This window comes from Paenisporosarcina sp. HGH0030, from assembly GCF_000411295.1.
Lineage (GTDB): Bacteria > Bacillota > Bacilli > Bacillales_A > Planococcaceae > Paenisporosarcina.
Genome location: NZ_KE150422.1, coordinates 370899 through 391225 on the forward strand (window position 1 = coordinate 370899; position 20327 = coordinate 391225).

Annotated in this window: 18 protein-coding genes and 3 pseudogenes; 5 read left to right on the plus strand and 16 right to left on the minus strand. The window is 38.6% G+C overall.

The genetic code is table 11. The features are described from left to right. Nucleotides 1-20: 20 nt before the first annotated feature. Nucleotides 21-1316 carry an MFS transporter gene (locus HMPREF1210_RS13970; RefSeq protein WP_016429346.1) on the minus strand — a complete coding sequence of 432 codons (1296 nt, stop codon included), beginning with the start codon at nt 1314-1316 and terminating at the stop codon, nt 21-23. Between the two features lie 192 nt (nt 1317-1508). Between HMPREF1210_RS13970 and HMPREF1210_RS13975 the strand changes: the two genes are divergently transcribed. Further along, the gene (locus HMPREF1210_RS13975) at nt 1509-1970 is read left to right on the plus strand and encodes a GNAT family N-acetyltransferase (protein WP_016429347.1); all 462 of its coding nucleotides are present in this window, start codon (nt 1509-1511) and stop codon (nt 1968-1970) included. 234 nt (nt 1971-2204) lie between these two features. On the opposite strand, the gene HMPREF1210_RS13980 is transcribed toward HMPREF1210_RS13975, so the two are convergent. From HMPREF1210_RS13980 to HMPREF1210_RS13990, 3 genes are all read right to left on the minus strand, one after another. Further along, entirely contained in the window at nt 2205-2720 is a 516-nt protein-coding gene (locus tag HMPREF1210_RS13980; RefSeq protein WP_016429348.1) for a hypothetical protein, read from the minus strand. A 109-nt stretch (nt 2721-2829) separates the two neighbouring features. Then, nucleotides 2830-3360: a DUF3916 domain-containing protein gene (locus HMPREF1210_RS13985; protein ID WP_016429349.1), complete on the minus strand. Its 531-nt coding sequence runs from the start codon at nt 3358-3360 to the stop codon at nt 2830-2832. Between the two features lie 53 nt (nt 3361-3413). Then, nucleotides 3414-3914, minus strand: a complete 501-nt coding sequence (locus tag HMPREF1210_RS13990; protein WP_369758076.1) for a hypothetical protein — start codon at nt 3912-3914, stop codon at nt 3414-3416. A gap of 85 nt (nt 3915-3999) precedes the next feature. Between HMPREF1210_RS13990 and HMPREF1210_RS13995 the strand changes: the two genes are divergently transcribed. Beyond that, a complete protein-coding gene (locus HMPREF1210_RS13995; RefSeq protein WP_231391164.1) occupies nt 4000-4590 on the plus strand; it encodes a vWA domain-containing protein in 591 nt (196 codons plus the stop codon). A 965-nt stretch (nt 4591-5555) separates the two neighbouring features. Here the strand turns inward: HMPREF1210_RS13995 and HMPREF1210_RS14000 are convergent. The 3 genes and pseudogenes from HMPREF1210_RS14000 to HMPREF1210_RS18260 form a co-directional block, all read right to left on the minus strand. Continuing rightward, nucleotides 5556-9695, minus strand: coding sequence for a S8 family serine peptidase (locus HMPREF1210_RS14000; RefSeq protein ID WP_016429352.1), 4140 nt, complete (start codon nt 9693-9695; stop codon nt 5556-5558). Between the two features lie 502 nt (nt 9696-10197). Continuing rightward, nucleotides 10198-11466 carry a helix-turn-helix domain-containing protein gene (locus HMPREF1210_RS14005; RefSeq protein WP_016429353.1) on the minus strand — a complete coding sequence of 423 codons (1269 nt, stop codon included), beginning with the start codon at nt 11464-11466 and terminating at the stop codon, nt 10198-10200. Between the two features lie 331 nt (nt 11467-11797). Further along, a pseudogene (locus tag HMPREF1210_RS18260) lies at nt 11798-11952 on the minus strand (IS110 family transposase); the annotation flags it as partial. A 42-nt stretch (nt 11953-11994) separates the two neighbouring features. On the opposite strand from HMPREF1210_RS18260, the gene HMPREF1210_RS14010 reads away from it, so the two are divergent. Further along, a complete protein-coding gene (locus HMPREF1210_RS14010; protein ID WP_051123232.1) occupies nt 11995-12324 on the plus strand; it encodes a hypothetical protein in 330 nt (109 codons plus the stop codon). Between the two features lie 99 nt (nt 12325-12423). Here the strand turns inward: HMPREF1210_RS14010 and HMPREF1210_RS17405 are convergent, their stop codons facing one another. The 6 genes and pseudogenes from HMPREF1210_RS17405 to HMPREF1210_RS14035 form a co-directional block, all read right to left on the minus strand. Further along, nucleotides 12424-12798 (minus strand): VOC family protein, encoded by a 375-nt coding sequence (locus HMPREF1210_RS17405; RefSeq protein ID WP_051123238.1) that lies wholly within the window; start codon nt 12796-12798, stop codon nt 12424-12426. 345 nt (nt 12799-13143) lie between these two features. Further along, nucleotides 13144-13467: pseudogene (locus HMPREF1210_RS18680) on the minus strand (VOC family protein); the annotation flags it as partial. 173 nt (nt 13468-13640) lie between these two features. After that, nucleotides 13641-14042 (minus strand): GNAT family N-acetyltransferase, encoded by a 402-nt coding sequence (locus tag HMPREF1210_RS14020; protein WP_051123239.1) that lies wholly within the window; start codon nt 14040-14042, stop codon nt 13641-13643. 126 nt (nt 14043-14168) lie between these two features. Then, nucleotides 14169-14660: a DinB family protein gene (locus HMPREF1210_RS14025; RefSeq protein ID WP_016429357.1), complete on the minus strand. Its 492-nt coding sequence runs from the start codon at nt 14658-14660 to the stop codon at nt 14169-14171. 51 nt (nt 14661-14711) lie between these two features. Further along, nucleotides 14712-15197 carry a DinB family protein gene (locus HMPREF1210_RS14030; RefSeq protein ID WP_016429358.1) on the minus strand — a complete coding sequence of 162 codons (486 nt, stop codon included), beginning with the start codon at nt 15195-15197 and terminating at the stop codon, nt 14712-14714. Nucleotides 15198-15574: 377 nt separating this feature from the next. After that, on the minus strand, nt 15575-15898 hold the full coding sequence (locus tag HMPREF1210_RS14035) for a YmaF family protein (protein WP_016429359.1): 324 nt from the start codon (nt 15896-15898) through the stop codon (nt 15575-15577). A 463-nt stretch (nt 15899-16361) separates the two neighbouring features. On the opposite strand from HMPREF1210_RS14035, the gene HMPREF1210_RS14040 reads away from it, so the two are divergent. Further along, nucleotides 16362-17954, plus strand: coding sequence for a multicopper oxidase family protein (locus tag HMPREF1210_RS14040; RefSeq protein WP_016429360.1), 1593 nt, complete (start codon nt 16362-16364; stop codon nt 17952-17954). A gap of 369 nt (nt 17955-18323) precedes the next feature. On the opposite strand, the gene HMPREF1210_RS14045 is transcribed toward HMPREF1210_RS14040, so the two are convergent. From HMPREF1210_RS14045 to HMPREF1210_RS18455, 3 genes and pseudogenes are all read right to left on the minus strand, one after another. After that, nucleotides 18324-18722 carry a DUF1259 domain-containing protein gene (locus HMPREF1210_RS14045; RefSeq protein WP_016429361.1) on the minus strand — a complete coding sequence of 133 codons (399 nt, stop codon included), beginning with the start codon at nt 18720-18722 and terminating at the stop codon, nt 18324-18326. Between the two features lie 122 nt (nt 18723-18844). Further along, nucleotides 18845-19105 carry a hypothetical protein gene (locus HMPREF1210_RS14050; protein WP_016429362.1) on the minus strand — a complete coding sequence of 87 codons (261 nt, stop codon included), beginning with the start codon at nt 19103-19105 and terminating at the stop codon, nt 18845-18847. 176 nt (nt 19106-19281) lie between these two features. Next, nucleotides 19282-19470, minus strand: a pseudogene (locus HMPREF1210_RS18455) (IS110 family transposase); the annotation flags it as partial. A 267-nt stretch (nt 19471-19737) separates the two neighbouring features. Between HMPREF1210_RS18455 and HMPREF1210_RS14055 the strand changes: the two are divergent. Next, complete coding sequence (locus tag HMPREF1210_RS14055) at nt 19738-20325, plus strand: hypothetical protein (protein WP_016429363.1); 588 nt, start codon at nt 19738-19740, stop codon at nt 20323-20325. Nucleotides 20326-20327 lie beyond the last annotated feature (2 nt).

Genomic DNA, 20327 nt, shown 5'->3' on the forward strand with positions numbered 1-20327 from the left:
CGAATTGAACTCCCTTTTTCTTATTTTGTGTGATTACGTGACCAGATAACAACTGGAATGAGCAGTAATGAGAGGAAGCCTCCAACAAGTGACAGAGTGGAGTAACTAGTTAGTGCCACAAACATTCCGGAAAAGCCTCCGCCAGTTGCCCCTGCTAATGCTACCAAAACATCCACTTTCCCTTGAGTCTTTGCACGAGCGGTTGGGTGAGTTGAATCCACGATTAATGCTGTGCCACAGATCAATCCAAAGTTCCAACCAAGACCTAGGAGAACTAGTGCAATGATAAGTACTAGCATGGAATCAGCTGGTGCAACAGCCGCTACAATTGCGGCAGCCATTAACGTGGCACCAGCAGCGATGGTCATGACCATTCTTCCAAACTTGTCAACGAGAACTCCGGTCACCAAGGAGGGCAGATACATGGCCGCAACATGAAGGCCTATGACCATTCCGACTTCATCCAATCCATGTCCGTGATGCCTCATATGTACGGTAGTCATGGTCATAATGGCAACCATAACCATTTGGGTTATGACCATGACGGTTGCTCCAAGAACGATTCCTCGATTGTTGTTTGTGTGGGAAGTCGTATCAACAAGATTACTCACGTTCTTTATCTGCGCATCTGCAATAGCATTTGCTACGACGAGCGGATCAGGACGAAGGTAAACTAAAAGTACCAGACCTGCAACAATATAAGTTGCGGCTGCTAAAATGAACGGACCCGACAGTGCAGGGACACCAAGTGACGTAGCAAACTTGCCCATGACACCGACCAAGTTCGGACCCGCAACTGCACCGAGTGTTGTGGAAACCATGGCAATGCTGATTGCAGTTCCCCTCTGTTTGGAAGTTGCCAGGTCAGTACCCGCATAACGTGCCTGTAGATTTGTAGCAGTGCCGAAACCGTAGATCAGCAAGGAAGCAAAAAGCAGATAGATGTTGTTAGTTAATGCTGCAATCACCACACCAATTGCCCCAATACCACCTGCAAGGAATCCAGTCGCGAGTCCAAAACGGCGCCCGTAGCGTTGAGAAAGTCTCCCTACCACCAGTGCAGCCCCAGCAGAACCTAGTGTAAACAATGCGACAGGAACTCCTGCAAAACTATCTGTTCCTAGCATATCCTGTGCAAGGAGTGCTCCGACTGTTATTCCCGCAGCTAGACCTGCCCCTCCGAATATTTGCGAAATGACTACAATCCATAAAGTCCTTCGATATAGCTGTTGTTGTTTTTCCGGAGAATCTACATAACTCTTTATCCAATCAGATTGATTGTTGTTGACTCCTGAATCATCAGGTTTTGGCGACATGGGTTTGTCCTCTTTTCTTAAGATACATCTCTATGAAGTTACTGAATCTTGTATTGTTTATCAAAATAATTATATGCTCTAGAATTCAGAAAAGAAATTCATTATTCCCAACAGCGGCTAAATAGATGGCTCCATCTAGTTTTCGTATATAATTTAATGCATCAAGTACCTGTTGGTAAGGAGCTAGTTATAATGGAAATAAGAAATGCTAAATTATCGGATGAACCTACAATCGCTGATTGGTTACAAAATGATACAGATTGTTTTTATGCAACAGGTGAAGACGTCTATTCTGCGGATATGTATCGTAGCTGGCATGAAGCACCTGACCAATTTGGCTACATTTTTATGAAGGAAAACCATGCTGTAGCTTATGGAGAAATTTGGGTAGACGTCGAAGAGCAGGACTTGGAACTGGCTCACTTGATTGTCCACCCTTCCTATCGCAACAAAGGAATCGGAAAACAACTTGTGCGAATGCTTCAGAAGGAATGTTTGGATTATGATTATCCATGGGTTTTTTTAAGAATCGAACCTGAAAATAGCCGTGCAAAAAAATGCTACACAGGCGCAGGATTTATAGAAGATTTGAGTCTACGTACAACATTCAATTCAAGATGGGTTTGGATGAAAGCTAAAAACGGAGAAGCATAAGGAAAAGCAGTTAGGAAAGTATCTCCTAACTGCTTTTTTGTGGTTGATTTCAAAACCACAGTAAATATGGTGTGATTTATGATGGCACGCAATCAATTTCGAAACCAGGTAGACAGTATCACACTCCAGGTAGACAGAATTCCTCTCCAGGTTGTACAAAATTAGGTTATCCGTACTTTAAAACAAAGAAGTTAGGTCGTGAATACTTTGAAAAGCTATAATTCGCAGTACATGCTAAATATCAGACAACACGATCAACGTTGCCAACACATGTTCAAGAAAATCCTCTAGCTCCCCCATATGCTCTTCATTGATTTTATGATTAAATGGCAATTCAATTTTGTTCAAGTAACTTGACGCTTCCTGTCCATACTCAAAACTCAATGTTTGTTTTACTTTCTGATCTGGTTCCCATATACCATGCAAAGCTTGCTCGATCTTCATGCACTGCTCGGATACTTGTTGAACACGTTTATGAAACCTTAATACGAGGGAACACCCTGGACTTGTATCAGGCTTCTCCAAAATCTCAGCAGCTAACTCTTCCAAAGAAGCTTCCAAAACAATTTCCGCTGTCACTTCAGGTTGACCGACCAATGTAAATTGGATGGCAAAATATCTACCCATAACGGAGAAATCCATTCGATCGACCCGGTTTGTAATGTCAATTTTACGTTCGATCGTATCCAGGTCGTACACCTGATTTTCAAATGCGACTTTTAAGTTCTCGAAAACGGTTGGATCATACATTTGGACACCTCCGAGTTTTGTGATGTGTAGTTAAAGATTCTGATTTCTGTTCTGCAATTACAGCAGATGTTGATATTGCCAAATACGTTCATTGGTCTTTGATATTTCATCAGTTTACGTTTCCAATAAACCAAATGGAGTCTCTTTCAAAAGATTCATCATTTCCCTCGAATCCTTTAACTTCTAATCCATCAGGTATATGCAGACCCCATTCATTTTGAAGATACTGGACATTAGTAGAGGGTGAGAATACTTTATTGAATTCGCCGTTATGATTTAATCCTGCATAAAAACTTTCTAATCCTGCTTGAGTGTAACCGACCATAACCAAGACTCGATATAAATCTGGTATCGGTAGAAAACAGATGATTCTATATTCCTTTTCTTTTTCTGTTTTCAAATCATGCAATGCTTTAACAAAGTTAATAATCATTTGTAAGAACTCTCTTTTTTGGGATTTAGGAAACTTACTGTAATCCCCAAAATCTTCGTATATATCATCAAAACTATAGGATCTACATCCAAGATACGAAGGGCTTAAGTCTGGTGGGACTGGTAGCGTTTGTGACCATTCTTCAATATTGTTTCTAAAATTACGGAACTTCCTTGTTTTTCCACGCACTTTCTTTTCTCTTATCATCTTTAATGAAACACCTCTATTTTCTGTCTTGCTTCTTAAGCAGTATCAATCCCCTATAACGTTTTCTGATTGAAATGATCTAACGCTACATTGACCGAATACATGTCGTGAATGTTATTTTCCAGACAGTACTGGATGACTAGATCAAAGACATTGCTATCTGATAATGAGTATCCTGCAGCACTCAAAAGCTCATCAGTGTCATCGCTATCGAGCTGCAATGCCAAAGCAAGCGAAATGGTTGTATTTTTACTTGGACGATAGTCAGGATTGGAGCGAATCTTCGAAAACAGTTTGCGATCGATTCCCGCTTTTTTGTAAATATCGACATCACTCACCCCGGCATTATCAATCAAGCGAAATAACACTTGATTCAATGTAGGCTTGCGATGATTTTTTATATAGTCCTCCAAATCAATCGTGATATTTTCCGATTGTAGGCAGTACTCCAAATCCACTTGAGACTCTAATGTCATGGTCATTATCTCGTTATGTAAATGATTCTGTATGTACTCTTCTATTTCAATAAAAATGTGCTGATTGAGCAAAAACATCCGCCTCCTAAAATGTCGCTTTGCAGGCGACCAAATCATTTTAAAAACTGGTTATGATTATCTTACCAACAAACGAAAGAGGATGATGACTTTGAATTACAATCGTACAGAAATTATTTTCTTGCTTGATCGAAGCGGATCTATGTCTGGACTTGAAAGTGATACTATCGGTGGTTTTAATGCGTTTATTGAAAAGCAATGCCAACTTGAAGGGAAAGTATCACTCACGACAGTCCTGTTTGACGATCAATACGAAATACTATGGGACGGCATCAATGCGGCTGGAGCAAAGATAACGCATGATGATTATTATGTAAGAGGCACTACTGCCATGCTGGATGCAGTCGGAAAGACAATTGTGGATGTCGGTCATCGACTTTCGAAAACACCAGAAGAACTAAAACCAGGCAAAGTCATATTTGTCATTACGACTGACGGAATGGAAAATGCTAGTTGTGAATTTACGCATGATAAAGTGAAAAAACTCATTAAACAACAGGAAGATCAATATTCATGGGAGTTCATTTTCATCGGTGCAAACATGGATGCGGAAAAGGAAGCCGGTAGTATGGGTATCCAAGCAGAGAACGCATTTAACTTTGTAGCTTCTGAAATAGGTGTTGAATCCATGTATGAAATGGTCAATGAAAATGTGTCGAAGAGAAGAAAGCGATAATGGTTATCTATTAAATACAGTTATCATTCCAAATTGATTTGAAATTTTATTGCAGCTAATGAATGAATGGACACCCATAGCACGAGACCAAGCGGCCGAAGATACTATTTCGTCCGCTCTTGATTGTCCTAATCAATTTCAATCTGAGCCTTCCTTCCATTCCCCAACCAGCGATGCCCATGTTGAATTTAGTTTAGAAATTCTAATCCCTTATCGGTTTTAAGTGAAAATATTTCCTGCATGCTATATAATCCCATAACCTAAAATACTTCAGGAACCACCTTAATAGTAAGTACATATAAAATCACCATTTCAAATCCCAGCTCACTCAACCTATAAGATAGTCCTTGGGGTTTTCCTCATATTTCTTTTCAGCAATTGCTCTAAATCCAGTTAAGCACTAGTTAGTTCAATTGAACAAGAAACTAATGGGGATTTAGAATTGAATCTATATAAATATTTTTAATTAATAAATTTCACTTTACATATCTTTCAAACTTCTAATCCATAATGAACTGTTCATAATGGACTTCTTTTTTACGAATTTATTTTAAGAAAAATAAAATTCTTATACGAAAGAATGTAGTTATGATAGAAGAAGTTGTTTTTATAACCATAGACCAAGAGAATTGCTGTGCATTCTTTACTGATCCAACAACAGAACCTGGATCAACACTTATCATAGACTGTCAAGAGATTATTGCTATTCGAATTGAAGCTGACTGAGTTATAAGGGGTCTCTGTCTATATGGAAGAGGCCTTTCTCAATATAATCAACATTCTAGATTGAACAAATTATTTATTATCATTATTTAGTGAAATTATATTTTGATATGAAAAAAGCCGATTCCCTTACACTAGGGAATCGACTTTTTTTGTTTTTTCTTACTAAACGATCGTCACCATTTTTAAGTTTAGGTTATTACAATTGAATCTAGTCTAACATATAGTGCTCTTATCCATTACTACATTCCCACCTCGAGAAGAACATCATCTACTGTTTTCTTTTTGTATTTCTTCTCTGGTTTTGGAGCCTTGTCCAACATCCATGGGTTTTGAATTAAGTAGTTATTCACCACATACTGCATATCTTTCTCATCTACTACACCATCATAGTTGATGTCGGCTTCGCGTTTGTTTGTTTTCCAATTGGATTGAATGTTAAGCGCATCATGAATATCGATAACATGATCTTTATTCACATCTCCTGCAGGTGCATTGCTATAATAGAGTGCTTTCGAATAAGGTTTAACTTCACCATTTTCTTTCAACCCGATCGTAAAGGTTTTCTTAACAGTGAAATGTCCCGGCATATCTACCTCTAGTGTAAATGGTTTATCCGTTAGCGGCAAATTAGATGATAACGACCAAGGAAACGCAATACTTCCTATCTTGTTTGAATATTCCTTTCCTGCTTCATCTGTCACTTTGACTTTTGCACCTGCCTTTACATAATCCAATGCCGATGATGGCTCATCAAGATGAGGAATCATAAACGCTTCTCCATAGACAAACGATTTCATGTAGGAGTAAGTTCGTTCAACCTGATAAGGAAGACTAATACCAAATGCGGAATTCGTCGTGCCATCTGTATTTGTATACGATGCATTGAATTGTGTTAACTCCCGGCTTACACTGTTAGAATCATCTTTCACTTTGTATGTGATATCTACCAACGGAACTTTTCCAGAAATTCCTGTTTGTGCTGCATCACCAGTTAATGTAGCAGTGATGTTCGTTTTTATTGTAGTTCCGTTTCCATTTACATCTATATTCTCTGTCTTTAGATCTAATTTCCCATCCAACGTCTCATGTGGTTTAATACTCACCACATCGACATTCTTCGATGCATCACTATCAATAAATGTATACACTGCTTGCTTCATGTTTCTCATATTGTTCATGGAAAGAGTAACCGTCACTGTATCGCCCGCTTTTACTTTCTGTTTATCAGGAATGGCTGTCCCATACGGCGTGCCTTGTTTCACATAGTATAGAGATTTATAACTAGAATAGTTCCGTACTGTCGCCTTATTTTCTGCATACATTTGCACTCGTAATGGTTGTACATTGGGATTCATTGGGATTTGTGTGATAAACTTTCCGTTGGCGTCAACCGGTACCGATACGCTCTTAGTCCCTCCTCCCAGTCCTCCCCCACTACCTGGCATGGTATAGACTACTTTATTATCTGCTTGAGTGACATTCATGCCGCCAGCTTTCATCTCTTCGACATCTTTATCATATACTGAGCCTGTTAACGATGCGGTTTGTTGATCTGGGCTATATTCATATACACCAGAGTCCGCGCTGAGATTGAGAGTTGGCTGCGTAACACTATAGTAAACCGGAGCATCTGAGCTAAAGGTTTTTCCCTGGTCATTTGTCCCTACAAGCCTGATTTTGTACATTCCCGGTTCGGTTTGTTCATAATCATACGCAATCGGGTGATCCGGATTTCCCGTTAACGGATAATAATACCCTTCGTTCATTACGCCTCTTAGATAATATTCAATATTCTCATCCGCACCGAGGCCTTCCAATGTGCCAAGGAAGCCAATTTCTTGGTTCGTTTTCGGATCTACAAGGAATAGATCCATTGTGCGCATATGAGATTTTAATTGGAATAAAAGGCCGACTGACCATCTTATTCCGTTATACCCTGACTCAACCGCTGTCGTAAAGGCAGGTGGATCTACCGCGATATGATCGATTCCTTCTTCCACTGTATGAATTGCAAACGGAACTTGGTATGTTTCTTCCAGGTTATTTTTGTTTGTGTACGTGATATATCCTTCATACGTTCCTAATGCTGCTGACTTTGGTACGTTAATTAAGACATTTGAATTCTTTTTCGAATTGCCCTTTACTGTCATTGTCTTATCCGTTACGATTTGAACACCATTTGCAGCCGCATCCTTTGAACCTCTTCTGTCCGGCTGGAACTGTACCTTCACATCGAACTCTTTTGCTTGTTTACTATTGTTGTAGATAACTAGAGAACGGCTATCCTGCACATTTTTTCCATTTGGCGCAAATGTACCAAAGCTGATTGCTCCTGTGTCATCCTTTATGTTTTTTAGATTTCCTTTTTTATCATATTTCCCTTCCGTTTTATCGACTACTTCGATTCGTGTTTGAGAATGAACCGCTTCGTACGGATCGACTTGTCCTGCCCCAACTTCAAATACGCTATAGTCCCCGTTTAACGGATCAGCTGTGTTCATCAATTTTTCCTTCACTTCGGATGGTGTGGCCTTCGGATTGGCTTGCAATAACAATGCCGCCACGCCTGAAACGTTAGGAGCTGCCATAGATGTGCCGGATAAGCGTTCGTAAGCATATTGATAATTTCCTATTTGATCGGGTCCGTGCACATAAGACGGCACAGTCGATAATACAGATACCCCAGGTGCGGTTACTTCGGGTTTAATATCATACAATACACGGGATGGTCCACGAGAGCTGAAGTCAGCTAATACGCTCCCTTCTGTTACTACTTGACTCATATCATCAAAGGAGAACGTTGGATTGCCGGAAGTTAATTTTCCCTTTATTGCTGTTCCTTGTTCATTATTTAGAGAGAATACAGGAATAGAATTAAATCCTTCTCCTAAATACACATCTTGTAACGGCGGATTTGTATTGTACAATAGAACCGCCATGGCTCCATTTGCTTTCGCCGTAGCCATAATATTATTCAGATCAAATGTTCCACGAGCCGCGAGAACCAGTTTTCCATTCACATCCTTGTTTTTATATGAGGAAGCACCACCTGCCCCTACATCCACGACTGGCATGTTTTGACCTTGGAACTCCTCGATTTTATCACTAAATCCTCTTGTAACCAGCTTCAAATCAGCTGATACAATCGTACTCGCATGAAGCGTTCCTTTATATGTTGGAATAGTTACAGATGTGTCGCTAGCCCCAACAGTAAGCGCCAATGGAGAACCTCCAGGTGCGCCAAGCGTATACATTTTATTTCCGGAATTTCCTGCTGACACCACTGCAGTTACGCCTGCCATTACGGCATTGTTAACCGCGATGCTTGTCACAAACAACGGGTCATTAATATTCGCGCCGAGGGACATGTTTATGACGTCCATGCCATCCGATACCGCTTGGTCAATCCCTGCTAATATTGCTGTGGTACTACCAGAACCGTACGGACCTAACACACGATACGCATAAATGTCAGCGTCTGGCGCCACACCTGTAACTGCTAAGTCCGTGCTATTTTCTCCTTGTCCAGCAATGATTCCGGCCACATGCGTTCCATGTTCGGTATAATATTTTTTACCTGACGGTTGTCCTGCTTTCACCCAATCATCATACGTTGTTTCCATTGGATCGTTATCGTTGTCCACGAAATCATATCCGCCTTTATAGGCAGCTTTTAAGTCCGGGTGATTGTAGTCAATTCCTGTATCGAGAATCCCAACCTTCACACCTTTTCCCGTAAAGCCTTCTTGATGAAGCTTTTCGATGCCTGGAAAGGTTACCATTGTATGTGTATCAATTTGCTGTTTCGATGCTTGTTCTTCTACAGGTAACTCCGCCTGTACCTGCATATCGCTCCAGACTGTCTTTACTGCCTTTGATTGAAGCAAAGCTTTGGCCTTGTTGGCAGGAAGTGTCATGGCAACCCCGTTAAACGCATGTTTATATGTCCGCTTAACTGTGTAAGAATTTTTCTTTTCTTTTAGCTCATTTTTGAAAATCACTTTCAAATCGGTTTGAAACGTTTCATGTGCAGCCTCTACTTTTTGTTTTGCCTCAGCAGAATCAAGAGATTTGCCTTCCGCTTGTGCTACTAAAACTGCGGTTTTTACTGGCTTGTCCTTAAATTCAACAATGATTGAAACCGGAGCATCACTTTTTAAATCTACTTCAGGAGATAATTGAAGTCCTCCTTGGTCGCTCGTTTTCAGCTGTCTAATAGCTTGTCTCTGAGCTGGCGTAAGATTTGATAATACTTGTTCGAATGATGTTTGTGATTTTGCGCTAACAGCGGCATTATTGCTGATGTTTGGCAAGGTGCTAAACATAACTCCGGTGCTGAGCGCAATGATTGCGGTATTCTTTACAAAATTCTTTATCATATTCCTCTCCCCTTCTTACTGCGTTGGTTACATCTTTATTGTATATAAGGTTGATAGAATATTAGTTTTTGAAAAATTCTATCAAGTTCATTTTTTTAATAAAATCAGAAATCTTAAAATAGTGCTTTCTCTTTCTACCATATATCTGATGAACATATTCGTTTAAAGTAAATCAAAACAAACTGTTACTTAGCTAGCATATTTGGACAGTTAAATTCTTCTAATCTTAATAATTGTATATATTTTCTTCAGGTTCAGCAGTCGCATAAGATCTATATTCCCAGTAAACTTGAAGGTATTGTTTCAATCTTTTCATATTCCCTATTTGATTTGCCGCATTTATCAATTTTTTTAAAAAGATAATAAAAAAGAAGTCTCCATTTTGAGACCTCTTTTTTATTACTTATTCATGCGCATGTTAATTTTTAATAATGAAAAATTCCGCTTGCTTTCTTCTAGGTGAATTGAATAACCAACAAATTATAGGGGACTAAACCGCTTCTTATTTTAAATGTTGCTTGATCATATTTTCTGTTTGGAATAACTTCACATACATTGCTTCATGTTCGACTGTGACGTATTCTCTATATTCCCAATAAATAAGAATGCATTGTTTAAATCTCTCTCTATTTCCGATTTGATTTGCCGCATATGCTACATCCAACACTTCATAAAGCCCTTCTGAAAACCGCTTGCTTGCAAAATGGTACAAAGCATAAGCATAACGGAAACGCAAGTACAATTGTTGCTGATACGGATGAATACTCGCAGCCCAGTCTTGGATAACATCTTGAAATCTATATATCAATCGCTCAACATCTTCTAATCGATGCAGATGGACATACGCCTCCAACACTCGCGGTAAACCGGCAAACATATCGTCCCTGCTTTCTAACCAATTTAAGTATTCATCCACATATTCGAACTGACCGAAATCTAAAAAAACACAAAATCGATTCCCAATAGCTGCACCTGCATAATAATCATTGACTTGCTCATAACGATCTATAAGGGCTAATACTTCTTCTAAAGAGTTCCCTAGGCGTTGTAATGCAAGACTCTGGTACACAAGGGCTCTTCCATAATGTTCCCCTTCTTTAGCTATTTTCTCTAGTTTCCGAGCATAATAGAGTGTTTTTTTCCATTCCTCTCGTATAAAAAATGTAGCCGTTATCAACATATAAGATAATTCTTGAAATTCTTCTGGCATATAAGCTATATGTTCCAGCACATGCCCAAGGGCGTATTGTCCTTCTTCTGTCAATCGAACTATATAAAACCTTCTGACATAACTAATCGCTACTTCTTGCGAGAAGTGATCGGGCATGTTCTCTATGATGAATTCATACAGTGACAATGCCTTCTCTTCTTTTCCTTCTTCAAAAAGCTGCTCAGCCACAGCAAAAATGTGAACGAAATTTTTGTTTCGAATAGTTTTAGACCTTTCTTCTAATACTGCATCCAAAATGGAGTGGAGCTGCTCTTTAAATCCCATCACTGCACATTTATATAAAAATTGCTCACTTTTCCGCTTATCCAAATACCGGCTAACATTAAAACATTCCTCAGCAAAATAAGAATATAAAGCGCCTTCCGTTAGCCCTAGTGAAAGAGTGATTACATCCAAATTACACACGGAAAGTGACTGTTTATGATTCAAAATACGGCTTATTTCACTTAAATGGATGCCGGATTGTTTTGCCAACTCCGTTCTGCTTAATTTCATTTCTTGCATACATTGGTAAATTTTTTCGGAAAGATTGGCATTCATCTTTTTCACCAGCTTTCTTGTAGCGTATTTACCTCATGAAATTTGTATTGCATCTGTTACAATCTCTCTAATATCCTATAGTAACCTCTTATTTTTTTCAATTTACAAAATATTACTGAATAATTATTAGTATTGTATTTTTATAACAGACGTTGATATAGATCACTATTATATTTAATATGTATTTGCATATTTTTTTGATTGCATACCTCACATAATCCAGCCAAAAAAGTCAAAGCATCTGAATGACCAATTGTAATTTTTTCCGACGAGTATCCATTCGTCAATCTTGCTAAGCTTTGTAGAACTTCCTTCATTTATGTCACCACTTTCTTTTCGGATGACTAAACCGATCGATCTCACCAATTTCGGAGATAATCGTTACAGCAATTTTCCAATTTCAGGAATCGATTGAACAATCTCGTAGTCTTCTAGTTCATTTGCCAAGGTAACGATACGATTCTCTAAAATTGAAAGATGTCCTTTAAGAGGCACTACTGCCATGCTGGATGCAGTCGAAAGACAATTGTGGATATCGGTCATCGACTTTCGAAAACACCAGAAGAGCTTAAACCGGGCAAATTCATATTCGTCATTACAACAGACGGAATGGAAAATGCAAGCCGTGAATTTACTCATGAAAAAGTGAAAAAGCTAATTAAGAACCAGGAAGAGAAACAGAAATGGGAGTTCATTTTCATCGGAGCCAACATGGATGCGGCAAAAGAAGCAAGCAGCATGGTCATTCAAGCAGAAAATGCATTTGATTTTGTTGCATCTGAGGATGGTGTTGAGTCCATGTATAACATGGTAAATGAGAATATTTCGATGAGAAGAATGGGTAACAGCAATCGATAGGTATTAGACATGAAAAAGACAAAGCAGTTAGGAAGATATCTCCTAACTGCTTTGTCTGCTATACAAGCTTGTGACATACATTTAAAGGTGCTGCTGTTACTACAACCCAGTAGAACAAAACAAGACAACCCGCCACCCATCTGGATCTTCAATTGTAATGCTATCGTCTTGCCAATATGGATTTTCCGCTTCAACCTCGGGGTATCCCATGTCATCTAATTTCTTTGCAACATCAGTAATTACATCCCAATTCGGTAAATAAAGAACAAGTAAATTGTCTTTAGTTGGTGCTGGGCATGGTGTCCCTGATACATGGCTCGTAAACTCCAAGTGATAGTTTTTGTCGGGAAGCCCGAACATCACCCCGTCATATCCGTCATGGTCCCAGAACTCTCCTACTCTTTGGAGACCCAACCCTGTTTCATAAAACTCTACTATTCTTTCAAGTTGATCCGTTGGTCTGACGATTCTCATCTGCACCACAGGAAGTGCACTGGACCAGGGCTTTTTCACCTTAACAGTAATAGGCAAAATCGCATGCTTCAAAATTTGATAATGATCGCCTTCAACTTCCACTATTATTGGATGGATCGTAGCTGGTCGGTTTGTCGGATACCAATGCCGGCCTTCTTTCACCACCACAAAACTCCCAATATCATCACCATAAAATCTAAAGTTAGCTGAGTCAGATTGATTTACATTTTTAATCGGTGACAAGAAATCACTCATGTCCTTCACATCTGCACAAGGAAGCCCGACTTCACAAACATCGTACCAACCTTCACTTTCAAGAATTTCGCGCTCAAGAATCTCCACTATATTCCCGTCAGGATCGGTAAAGTAAACTTGTTTCCCCTTCCAATACCCGCTCAATTCCCCTTCAGAATTAGGCAAAATCTTGACGTTACATTTTTTCAATTTCTTAAACATGTATTCATAGAAAGGTAAACTGGTTCTTAATGCAAAGTGGTACAGAGGAGCCTCTACATTGGCAGATTGCTGAAATGTAATAAGTGTGTTTCCGGCTCTTACGGTAAAGAAGCTTTGATTTTCTCTTACAATTGACATCTCCAAAGTTTCCGTATAAAACTTTTTCATTTCGTGAATGTTCACGGTTTCAAATACGATTTTTAGAATCTTCATTCTCAACACCTCAAATGTATTGTACAAAATCACTTACCCGAACCATATGTACATAAGGATGAAAGAATGCTACGGCTTTTGGATGATGACAAAGTAAGAAAGGTTTTAAGTTATATCAAGTGATTTTATCAACTGGCAATTGAATCCTAAGAAATCAAATGCCAGTTGAAAAATTAAAGGGACATCTTTAAACCTTCATGGGTTGCTTTAAAGCCTAAACTTTCATAAAAACGTAAGGCATCTTTCCGCTTTTTATCCGTTGTGAGCTGAACCAAATGACAACCGCGCTCTTTAGCACGTTGAATCCCAAAGCGAATTAGTTCGGTTCCGAGTCCTTTGCCACGTTCAGAAGAAGATGTTCTTACCCCTTCAATCGTAGCCCGCCATCCACCTTGATGTGTGATATAAGGAGTAAATGTAATTTGTTGAACTCCAATAATTTCAACTCCACGACAAGCTACCACCAACTCATTGTTAGGGTCAGAATTAATTGCCTCAAACGCTTTGAGATAGCTGTCTGGAAGTGGTCTCTCGTTCCGTTCTCGCTTGCTACCTAAAACATCATCAGCCAGCATTTCCACAATTCTCTCCAAATCTTGTTCTGCTGCAATTCTAAACTTTAGTTCTGTTCCCAAGAATATCCCTCCTTGTTAACCATCAATTTCTCCAAAGTAATTAGATCTTAGTGAAGTTAAATCTCTCTAACCTCTAGTTCCTAGCACATCTGTGTTTGGGGGTTCATACCCCATTTGACGCGCCATAGCTACGATTTGACCCTTGTGGTGGAATTCGTGAGTGATAACATGCATGAGCAGTTTAGCAGGCGTCATAGATATGATCTCTCCTCCTACTCTCCAGGGAATCTCTCTTTCAATTGGCACATCCATGTGATTCGAGAATACTTCAAATACCTCATTTACAAACGCATCTACTTGATTAAAACGAACTTTTATTTCATCCAAACCTATTTCGGCTAAATCGTCCTTTGCCGTAAGTGGCTTCTTCGTTTTTAATAAAATATAAGAACCTAACCAAGCATAATAACAGTCTGATATATGTACTAGAGAGTCTCTTATACTTTGAAAACCGAAGCCATCCACTTGGCGAGTAAAATCATCTGGTTCTAGTTCACTACAAAACTCGAAAACGGTTTCTCGAGTTTGTTTGACCCATTCATATTCAGTTTGATTCATTTCATACACCCCTTTAAGAAAAGAAGATAATCTTAAAACCAAAAAACTTTATTATTCCTCTTCTATTTTCCAGCTATTTTGTAACTTCCTAATATAAATGATTTGACCAATGTGATAGGCGTTATGAGTTGAGACATTACCGAGTACTGCCCACCACTCCACATGTTCAGGGAAACCATTCACTTCACTTTCAACTTTTTCTTCAGTTAATAAACCTTGCCAGTGTAATAGCACTTCTAACAGTTGTTTTTTCAAGTTGGTGAATGTTTGATGTTCAGGAATGATAAAGCTTTTATCATTATTTCCAATAGAAGGCACAGCATTGACGTGAGATTTTTGGTACCTTGTTTGCCATGTTTGATTCCAATATAAGAGATGCTGGACTATTTCAGCTATGCTATTACTATTTTCGTTTGGCTTCCAAAATGCTTCTTCCTCAGACAAGTTTTTCACTGATTCTGAAAATGGAGCGTACCAGCTAGGGTCATTCGCATTTGCTAACAACTGATCCGCTAAAACATCTTTTGCATGAAACATACTCCCACACTTCCTATCTTTTAGAGTTATTAGTAGATTCTACAAAGTACATGAATTGTCCTGTTATTATTGTTAATCACCTGTTTGCCTTTCTAGAATTAAAAATGAGCAGTGACTAAGTCACCACTCATTTCTTATTGATGCTATTTTTCCAAGTTTCATCATTATTATCGTGAAACCTCGTTCTTATAAACATCTTTGCGAGAATGGAAACCATCAGCCCTGGATGAAAAGTACTTTGGATTTGCAAGAGCTGACAGTGGAACAAAGGGTGAAAGTCTTCCAGACATTTTTGGAGTTTGTATAGTGGAAGGTTAATATGAAGTTTTGCAGCTATATTGATAAATCAGTATGTCTTTGTTTTTTCAGTAAGGATGCTAGGACATATTTCTTCCTGTAAATCCTGAGTAATAATGGACATGTCCGTCATTAAATGTTGTGGTTCCTGAAAATTCATGGTAATGTGTTCCATCGTTCAAGTAGATAGGACGTCCCGTATTACCTGAAAATTGATGAACATGCCCTACAAAAGTGGTAGTTCCCTCATAATAATGAACATGGTCCATCGTGAAATTTGCTGGGGCAGTCGTTCCCTGAACTAAATGTGAATGACCATCATTTATCGTCGTTTCCGTGGAATATTGGTGAACATGTAAATTGTTGTCGTTCCATCTTATGCCTAAAATTTCATGCTCGTGCACAAAATCTCCTCCTTATTCCTCTAGATACTTCTATATATTTCTATGTAACAAAAATCTAATTCATCACATAGAAATTGTCTGTCCTATCAGTACTTTGGATTGGAAGAACTGACAGTGGAGGTAAAGGGGAATAACAAGAGAGGTAGTAAAATTTGTTTAGTTCTAGGCTAATGAAAAAGCAGACAAGGTATCAAGAAAGGATACTATTTGTAATGGTCCTAATCGATTTACTTAGGCAGCTTTTTTCTTATTCAACTAACTCCTTAGAATTAATTAGATTCTAAGGAGTTTTCTATATAGTGAGCTATTGTATGGTTAAGCTTCCGCAATGGAGGGAGACAAGATGTCTGGATACTCAACGCAACCTTTATTTGAAGAAGAGGATACGTATAGACATAATGGACAAGTTCACGTTCATAAACTTACTCAGTAGATATTAACAGGGAGGAAGTTTTCCATAATTATGCGTGAAAAGATAAAGCTACAAAAATTCGTTGATAAACTGCCTATTCCAAACACCTTATCTCCTAAGATGCGAAGTAATTACAGTTCATATTACGAAGTGACCATGAAGGAGTTTTCTCAGAAGCTACACAGAGACCTTGGACCAACTCGTTTATGGGGTTATGATGGAACTTTTCCGGGTCCTACGTTCGAAGTAAGGAAGAATGAAACCGTGTTTGTTAAATGGATTAATGATCTGCCTAATAAGCATTTTCTTCCTGTTGATACAACGATTCATGGTTCTGAAATAACTCTTCCAGAGGGTAGAAGTGTTGTCCATTTACACGGAGGAAGAACGCCTGCCCATAGCGACGGTTACCCCGAAGCGTGGTTTACGAGAAATTTTCAAGAAACGGGACCTTTATTTGAACGAGAGGTTTATTCGTATCCAAACATTGAGCGAGCGACAACGTTGTGGTATCACGACCACACGGTAGGTATTACAAGATTGAACATCTACGCAGGACTCGCGGGATTCTATCTCATTCGCGACAATCATGAACAATTCCTTAATCTTCCGAAAGGAAAATATGAAATCCCTCTTTTAATTGTTGACCGCTCTTTCAACCCAGACGGATCACTTTACTACCCCAGCACACCGGATCAAAAAGACAAAGGTCTTCCTTATCCTTCTCTTGTCCCTCCTTTTGATGCAGATACGATTCTTGTAAACGGGAAGGTTTATCCATATCTGGACGTTGAACCAAGAAAATACCGATTTCGAATTTTAAACGCATCCAATAGTCGAATCCTTACATTAAAAATGGAATCCAATCAGCCTTTTTATCAAATTGGCACGGATGGTGGCTTTCTTGAGACAACAGTAGTATTAAATGAATTTATTATTATGAGTGCCGAGCGTGTAGATGTGATCATTGATTTTTCTCAATACTACGGTCAAACCATTATTCTCAAAAATGTCACCAAGAGTGCATCCGTCGAGACAACAGATGTCATGCAATTTAGGGTAACTGTTCCGTTAAGAAGTATAGATACCAGTTCCCTTCCTTTTTATTTAGGGAAAATCGAACGACTTCCAATAAGTATGGCAAAGAGAACAAGAGATTTAACACTCGTCAGAACCAAGGATCAATATGGTCGATCCTTGAACTTATTAGCTGGGAAAATGTGGATAGATCGGATATCCGAAAGAATTGAAGTAAATACCGTTGAAATTTGGCGCATCATTAATATAATCGATGATGATCCTCATCCCATCCATCTCCATTTGGTTGATTTTCAAATTCTTAATCGTCAGCCTTTTGATGTTTCTCAATTTCAAAAAAACGGAACCCTTATTTTTACGGGACCTCCCACTCCTCCTAATCCCTATGAAATGGGGTTAAAAGATACAGTTCAGACCCCCTTTGGTTACGTCACATCCATAATAGCTCGCTTTGGACCATTCACCGGGCGATATGTGTGGCATTGTCATATGCTGGAGCATGAAGATCACGAAATGATGCGTCCCATTGAGGTTTTTGACGTTCCATTAACAACAACAACAACAACACCCATCATTTCCAGGTTACCTTATCCCCCTTGGATGTAAGATTGGTTTGCAAAGCTGCCTTTTTACATGGCAGCTTTTCTTATTGAGTGAGGAAGTCGAATACTTCCTAATCCGGGGGTTATGTAAATCTGTTGTACATGTGCCATGTGGTATACAATCACTGGCACGAGGGATTGGCAATTTGTCGGTCGAATACATCCGCCAGGCTCGGTTACAGAAGCGAGTGGATTTTCTTATTTAACTAACGGGTGCTTTAGTTGAAGATCAGCCGGCTGATTATGTAGCTCTTTTTCTTATTGAACTAACGAGGGCAGGTTAGTTTAATAAGAAAAACAGGGTTGTTATGTCATATAAGACGTATTATACGAAGTAAAAACACAGGAGACCGTGGTGCGTTAAAAAAGTATTTTATCTACTTAACCTTAGAGTACTTAGTGCTTCTGCAACTTTATGAGCAAAAGTTAATGGTGGTTCTACAGATTGAAAATTAATATAAAGGATGTTCGGTTTCGTATATAGCCAATTGCTATGCAATGCGCTGATAATTATTCCATTTTTCACAAGTGTGTGAACAAAATAAGGGACTTCTTTTTCAAGAATAACTGTTACTCCGCGATTAAGAGCGTACCCGTTTTGATCTAAATTTTCAAACATGATTTCAGTCTCAATGTTTCCTCGAACTGGACGTCCTTGAATTGTGACTGGAAAGTCACGATTAAGTTCTACGGGGCAAATACCATTTTCGATATCTGGTTTTCCGTTAAGAATTTGGCCAAACTGTTGACATAGAGTGTTGAAATTATCCATTAGACACGTCCTTAATATTTTATTCAGTTTTATGTTCGTGCCTGTAACTTGGTGAATTGTATTTTTTAGAAAACTGAACAGTAAAGTAATTACAAACAATTCCTCGAATCGATTTCTGTAATTCAAGAATTATTTTTCTTCATCTGAGTGGTTAAATATTCAACTTGTTTCTGCAATTCTGCCACTTGTTTTTCTAGATCACTTTGACTTTGTTGGTCTTGAATATCACTCTTTATAGCTTCTTCTAAGGCAAGTGCTGCTGCTACAGTTGAAAATGCATCACCAAGTGTAGAAAGCACTGAGCCTATTAGATCAAGCTTCTCAGGGAGAATTCCAACAGAAAAGGGATCTTGAACCATTTTCCCATTCACACTACGATTCAATTCTTTTCCTCCTAAAAAGATTTGTAATGATCAGACTTCTTGACCTAGGTATATATAATGCTTGCAATGAATTTTTTGTGAATAAGTAACAAAAGAAGAGAAAAAAGATTTACTTGAAGATTAAACTTGAAGATTAATTGAAACCTTATTAAACTAACGGATGCTTTAGTTCAATACATTCGTTTATTTGTGTTTGCGAGTATACGGTTTTTAATGATCGTTTTTGAATGATTCAAGACGAGATCTGGATGAGGGCATAATTGTGCGACGTTTAGGAACAGTTCAGACTTGGTCGTAAAGATAGTCTCGAGCTCAGGAAATGTTTCCTGGATAACCTTATGCAACAGACTGCGGGTGACGCTAATCGATTCGAATAATTATTAATAGAATATGCAGTTTCGACTGCTAATGGATATTTAATAATATTGATTGTTGTAACCTGATAAACGCTTCAAGCTTGGGGTGCCATACAACTTTCGTTTGAACGACTGCAGTTCTTTTAAAGTGTTTTAAGTATGGCAAAAATACAGAGTCAAAGATTATCGGATTAGTATTTAATTGTGAGTTAGTATGTAATAAGGAATTATTTGGTAACGTATATTTACTGGATAACTAAAAAGTGAGGTTTATAGATGAAGTATTTGATACTCAGTATATTCATATTATTCCTGTTAACTGGTTGTTCGAAGGAATCTGAAAAAGTAGACGCAAAAATTAAGCGTGCAGAACTGACCAGATATGAAGAAAGTCTCATTACACTTTCCAGTCAACATGCCCTGGTCTATGATCTTAAATTGAAGAATGAAGCAGCAAAAGAAATCGTTGTGACTATCGATTATTATGAAAAGGGTGAATTCGTGCGTCAAATCAGCGAATTGACGGATCGGATTGTAGAAGATGAAAACAGTTTAAGAGTCTCCATTCTCCAGCAAGTAATAAATGAGGAGGAAGATTGGATCACATCAATCTTGACGGAGGCTGGTGTGTCATCGATTGCTGTTAGGCAAAATACTGCAGTAAGGGATAAAAAGAATTTTGCATCGACATCAGGTGGTATTACCGAAGGGTCATTGTTCATTGGTGAGCAAAAAACAATACATTCAATTGTTTACTCGAAGCTCGGAGAAATGTCCATTTTACATGACATTGAAACAAAAGAAGATTTAAAGAAGGCCACTGACTATGAACAAGTGTATATTGTTTCATTGGAAATACGATAAAA

Bases quoted from the DNA above. Each gene is read 5' to 3' on its own strand.
- HMPREF1210_RS14055 (WP_016429363.1), top strand. From the start codon at position 19,738: ATGAAGTATTTGATACTCAGTATATTCATATTATTCCTGTTAACTGGT.
- HMPREF1210_RS14025 (WP_016429357.1), bottom strand. From the start codon at position 14,660: ATGAATCAAACTGAATATGAATGGGTCAAACAAACTCGAGAAACCGTT.
- HMPREF1210_RS13985 (WP_016429349.1), bottom strand. From the start codon at position 3,360: ATGATAAGAGAAAAGAAAGTGCGTGGAAAAACAAGGAAGTTCCGTAAT.
- HMPREF1210_RS14000 (WP_016429352.1), bottom strand. From the start codon at position 9,695: ATGATAAAGAATTTTGTAAAGAATACCGCAATCATTGCGCTCAGCACC.
- HMPREF1210_RS13980 (WP_016429348.1), bottom strand. From the start codon at position 2,720: ATGTATGATCCAACCGTTTTCGAGAACTTAAAAGTCGCATTTGAAAAT.
- HMPREF1210_RS17405 (WP_051123238.1), bottom strand. From the start codon at position 12,798: ATGAGAATCGTCAGACCAACGGATCAACTTGAAAGAATAGTAGAGTTT.
- HMPREF1210_RS13975 (WP_016429347.1), top strand. From the start codon at position 1,509: ATGGAAATAAGAAATGCTAAATTATCGGATGAACCTACAATCGCTGAT.
- HMPREF1210_RS13995 (WP_231391164.1), top strand. From the start codon at position 4,000: ATGACTTTGAATTACAATCGTACAGAAATTATTTTCTTGCTTGATCGA.
- HMPREF1210_RS13970 (WP_016429346.1), bottom strand. From the start codon at position 1,316: ATGTCGCCAAAACCTGATGATTCAGGAGTCAACAACAATCAATCTGAT.
- HMPREF1210_RS14040 (WP_016429360.1), top strand. From the start codon at position 16,362: ATGCGTGAAAAGATAAAGCTACAAAAATTCGTTGATAAACTGCCTATT.
- HMPREF1210_RS13990 (WP_369758076.1), bottom strand. From the start codon at position 3,914: ATGTTTTTGCTCAATCAGCACATTTTTATTGAAATAGAAGAGTACATA.
- HMPREF1210_RS14030 (WP_016429358.1), bottom strand. From the start codon at position 15,197: ATGTTTCATGCAAAAGATGTTTTAGCGGATCAGTTGTTAGCAAATGCG.
- HMPREF1210_RS14005 (WP_016429353.1), bottom strand. From the start codon at position 11,466: ATGAATGCCAATCTTTCCGAAAAAATTTACCAATGTATGCAAGAAATG.
- HMPREF1210_RS14045 (WP_016429361.1), bottom strand. From the start codon at position 18,722: ATGGATAATTTCAACACTCTATGTCAACAGTTTGGCCAAATTCTTAAC.
- HMPREF1210_RS14020 (WP_051123239.1), bottom strand. From the start codon at position 14,042: ATGCTGGCTGATGATGTTTTAGGTAGCAAGCGAGAACGGAACGAGAGA.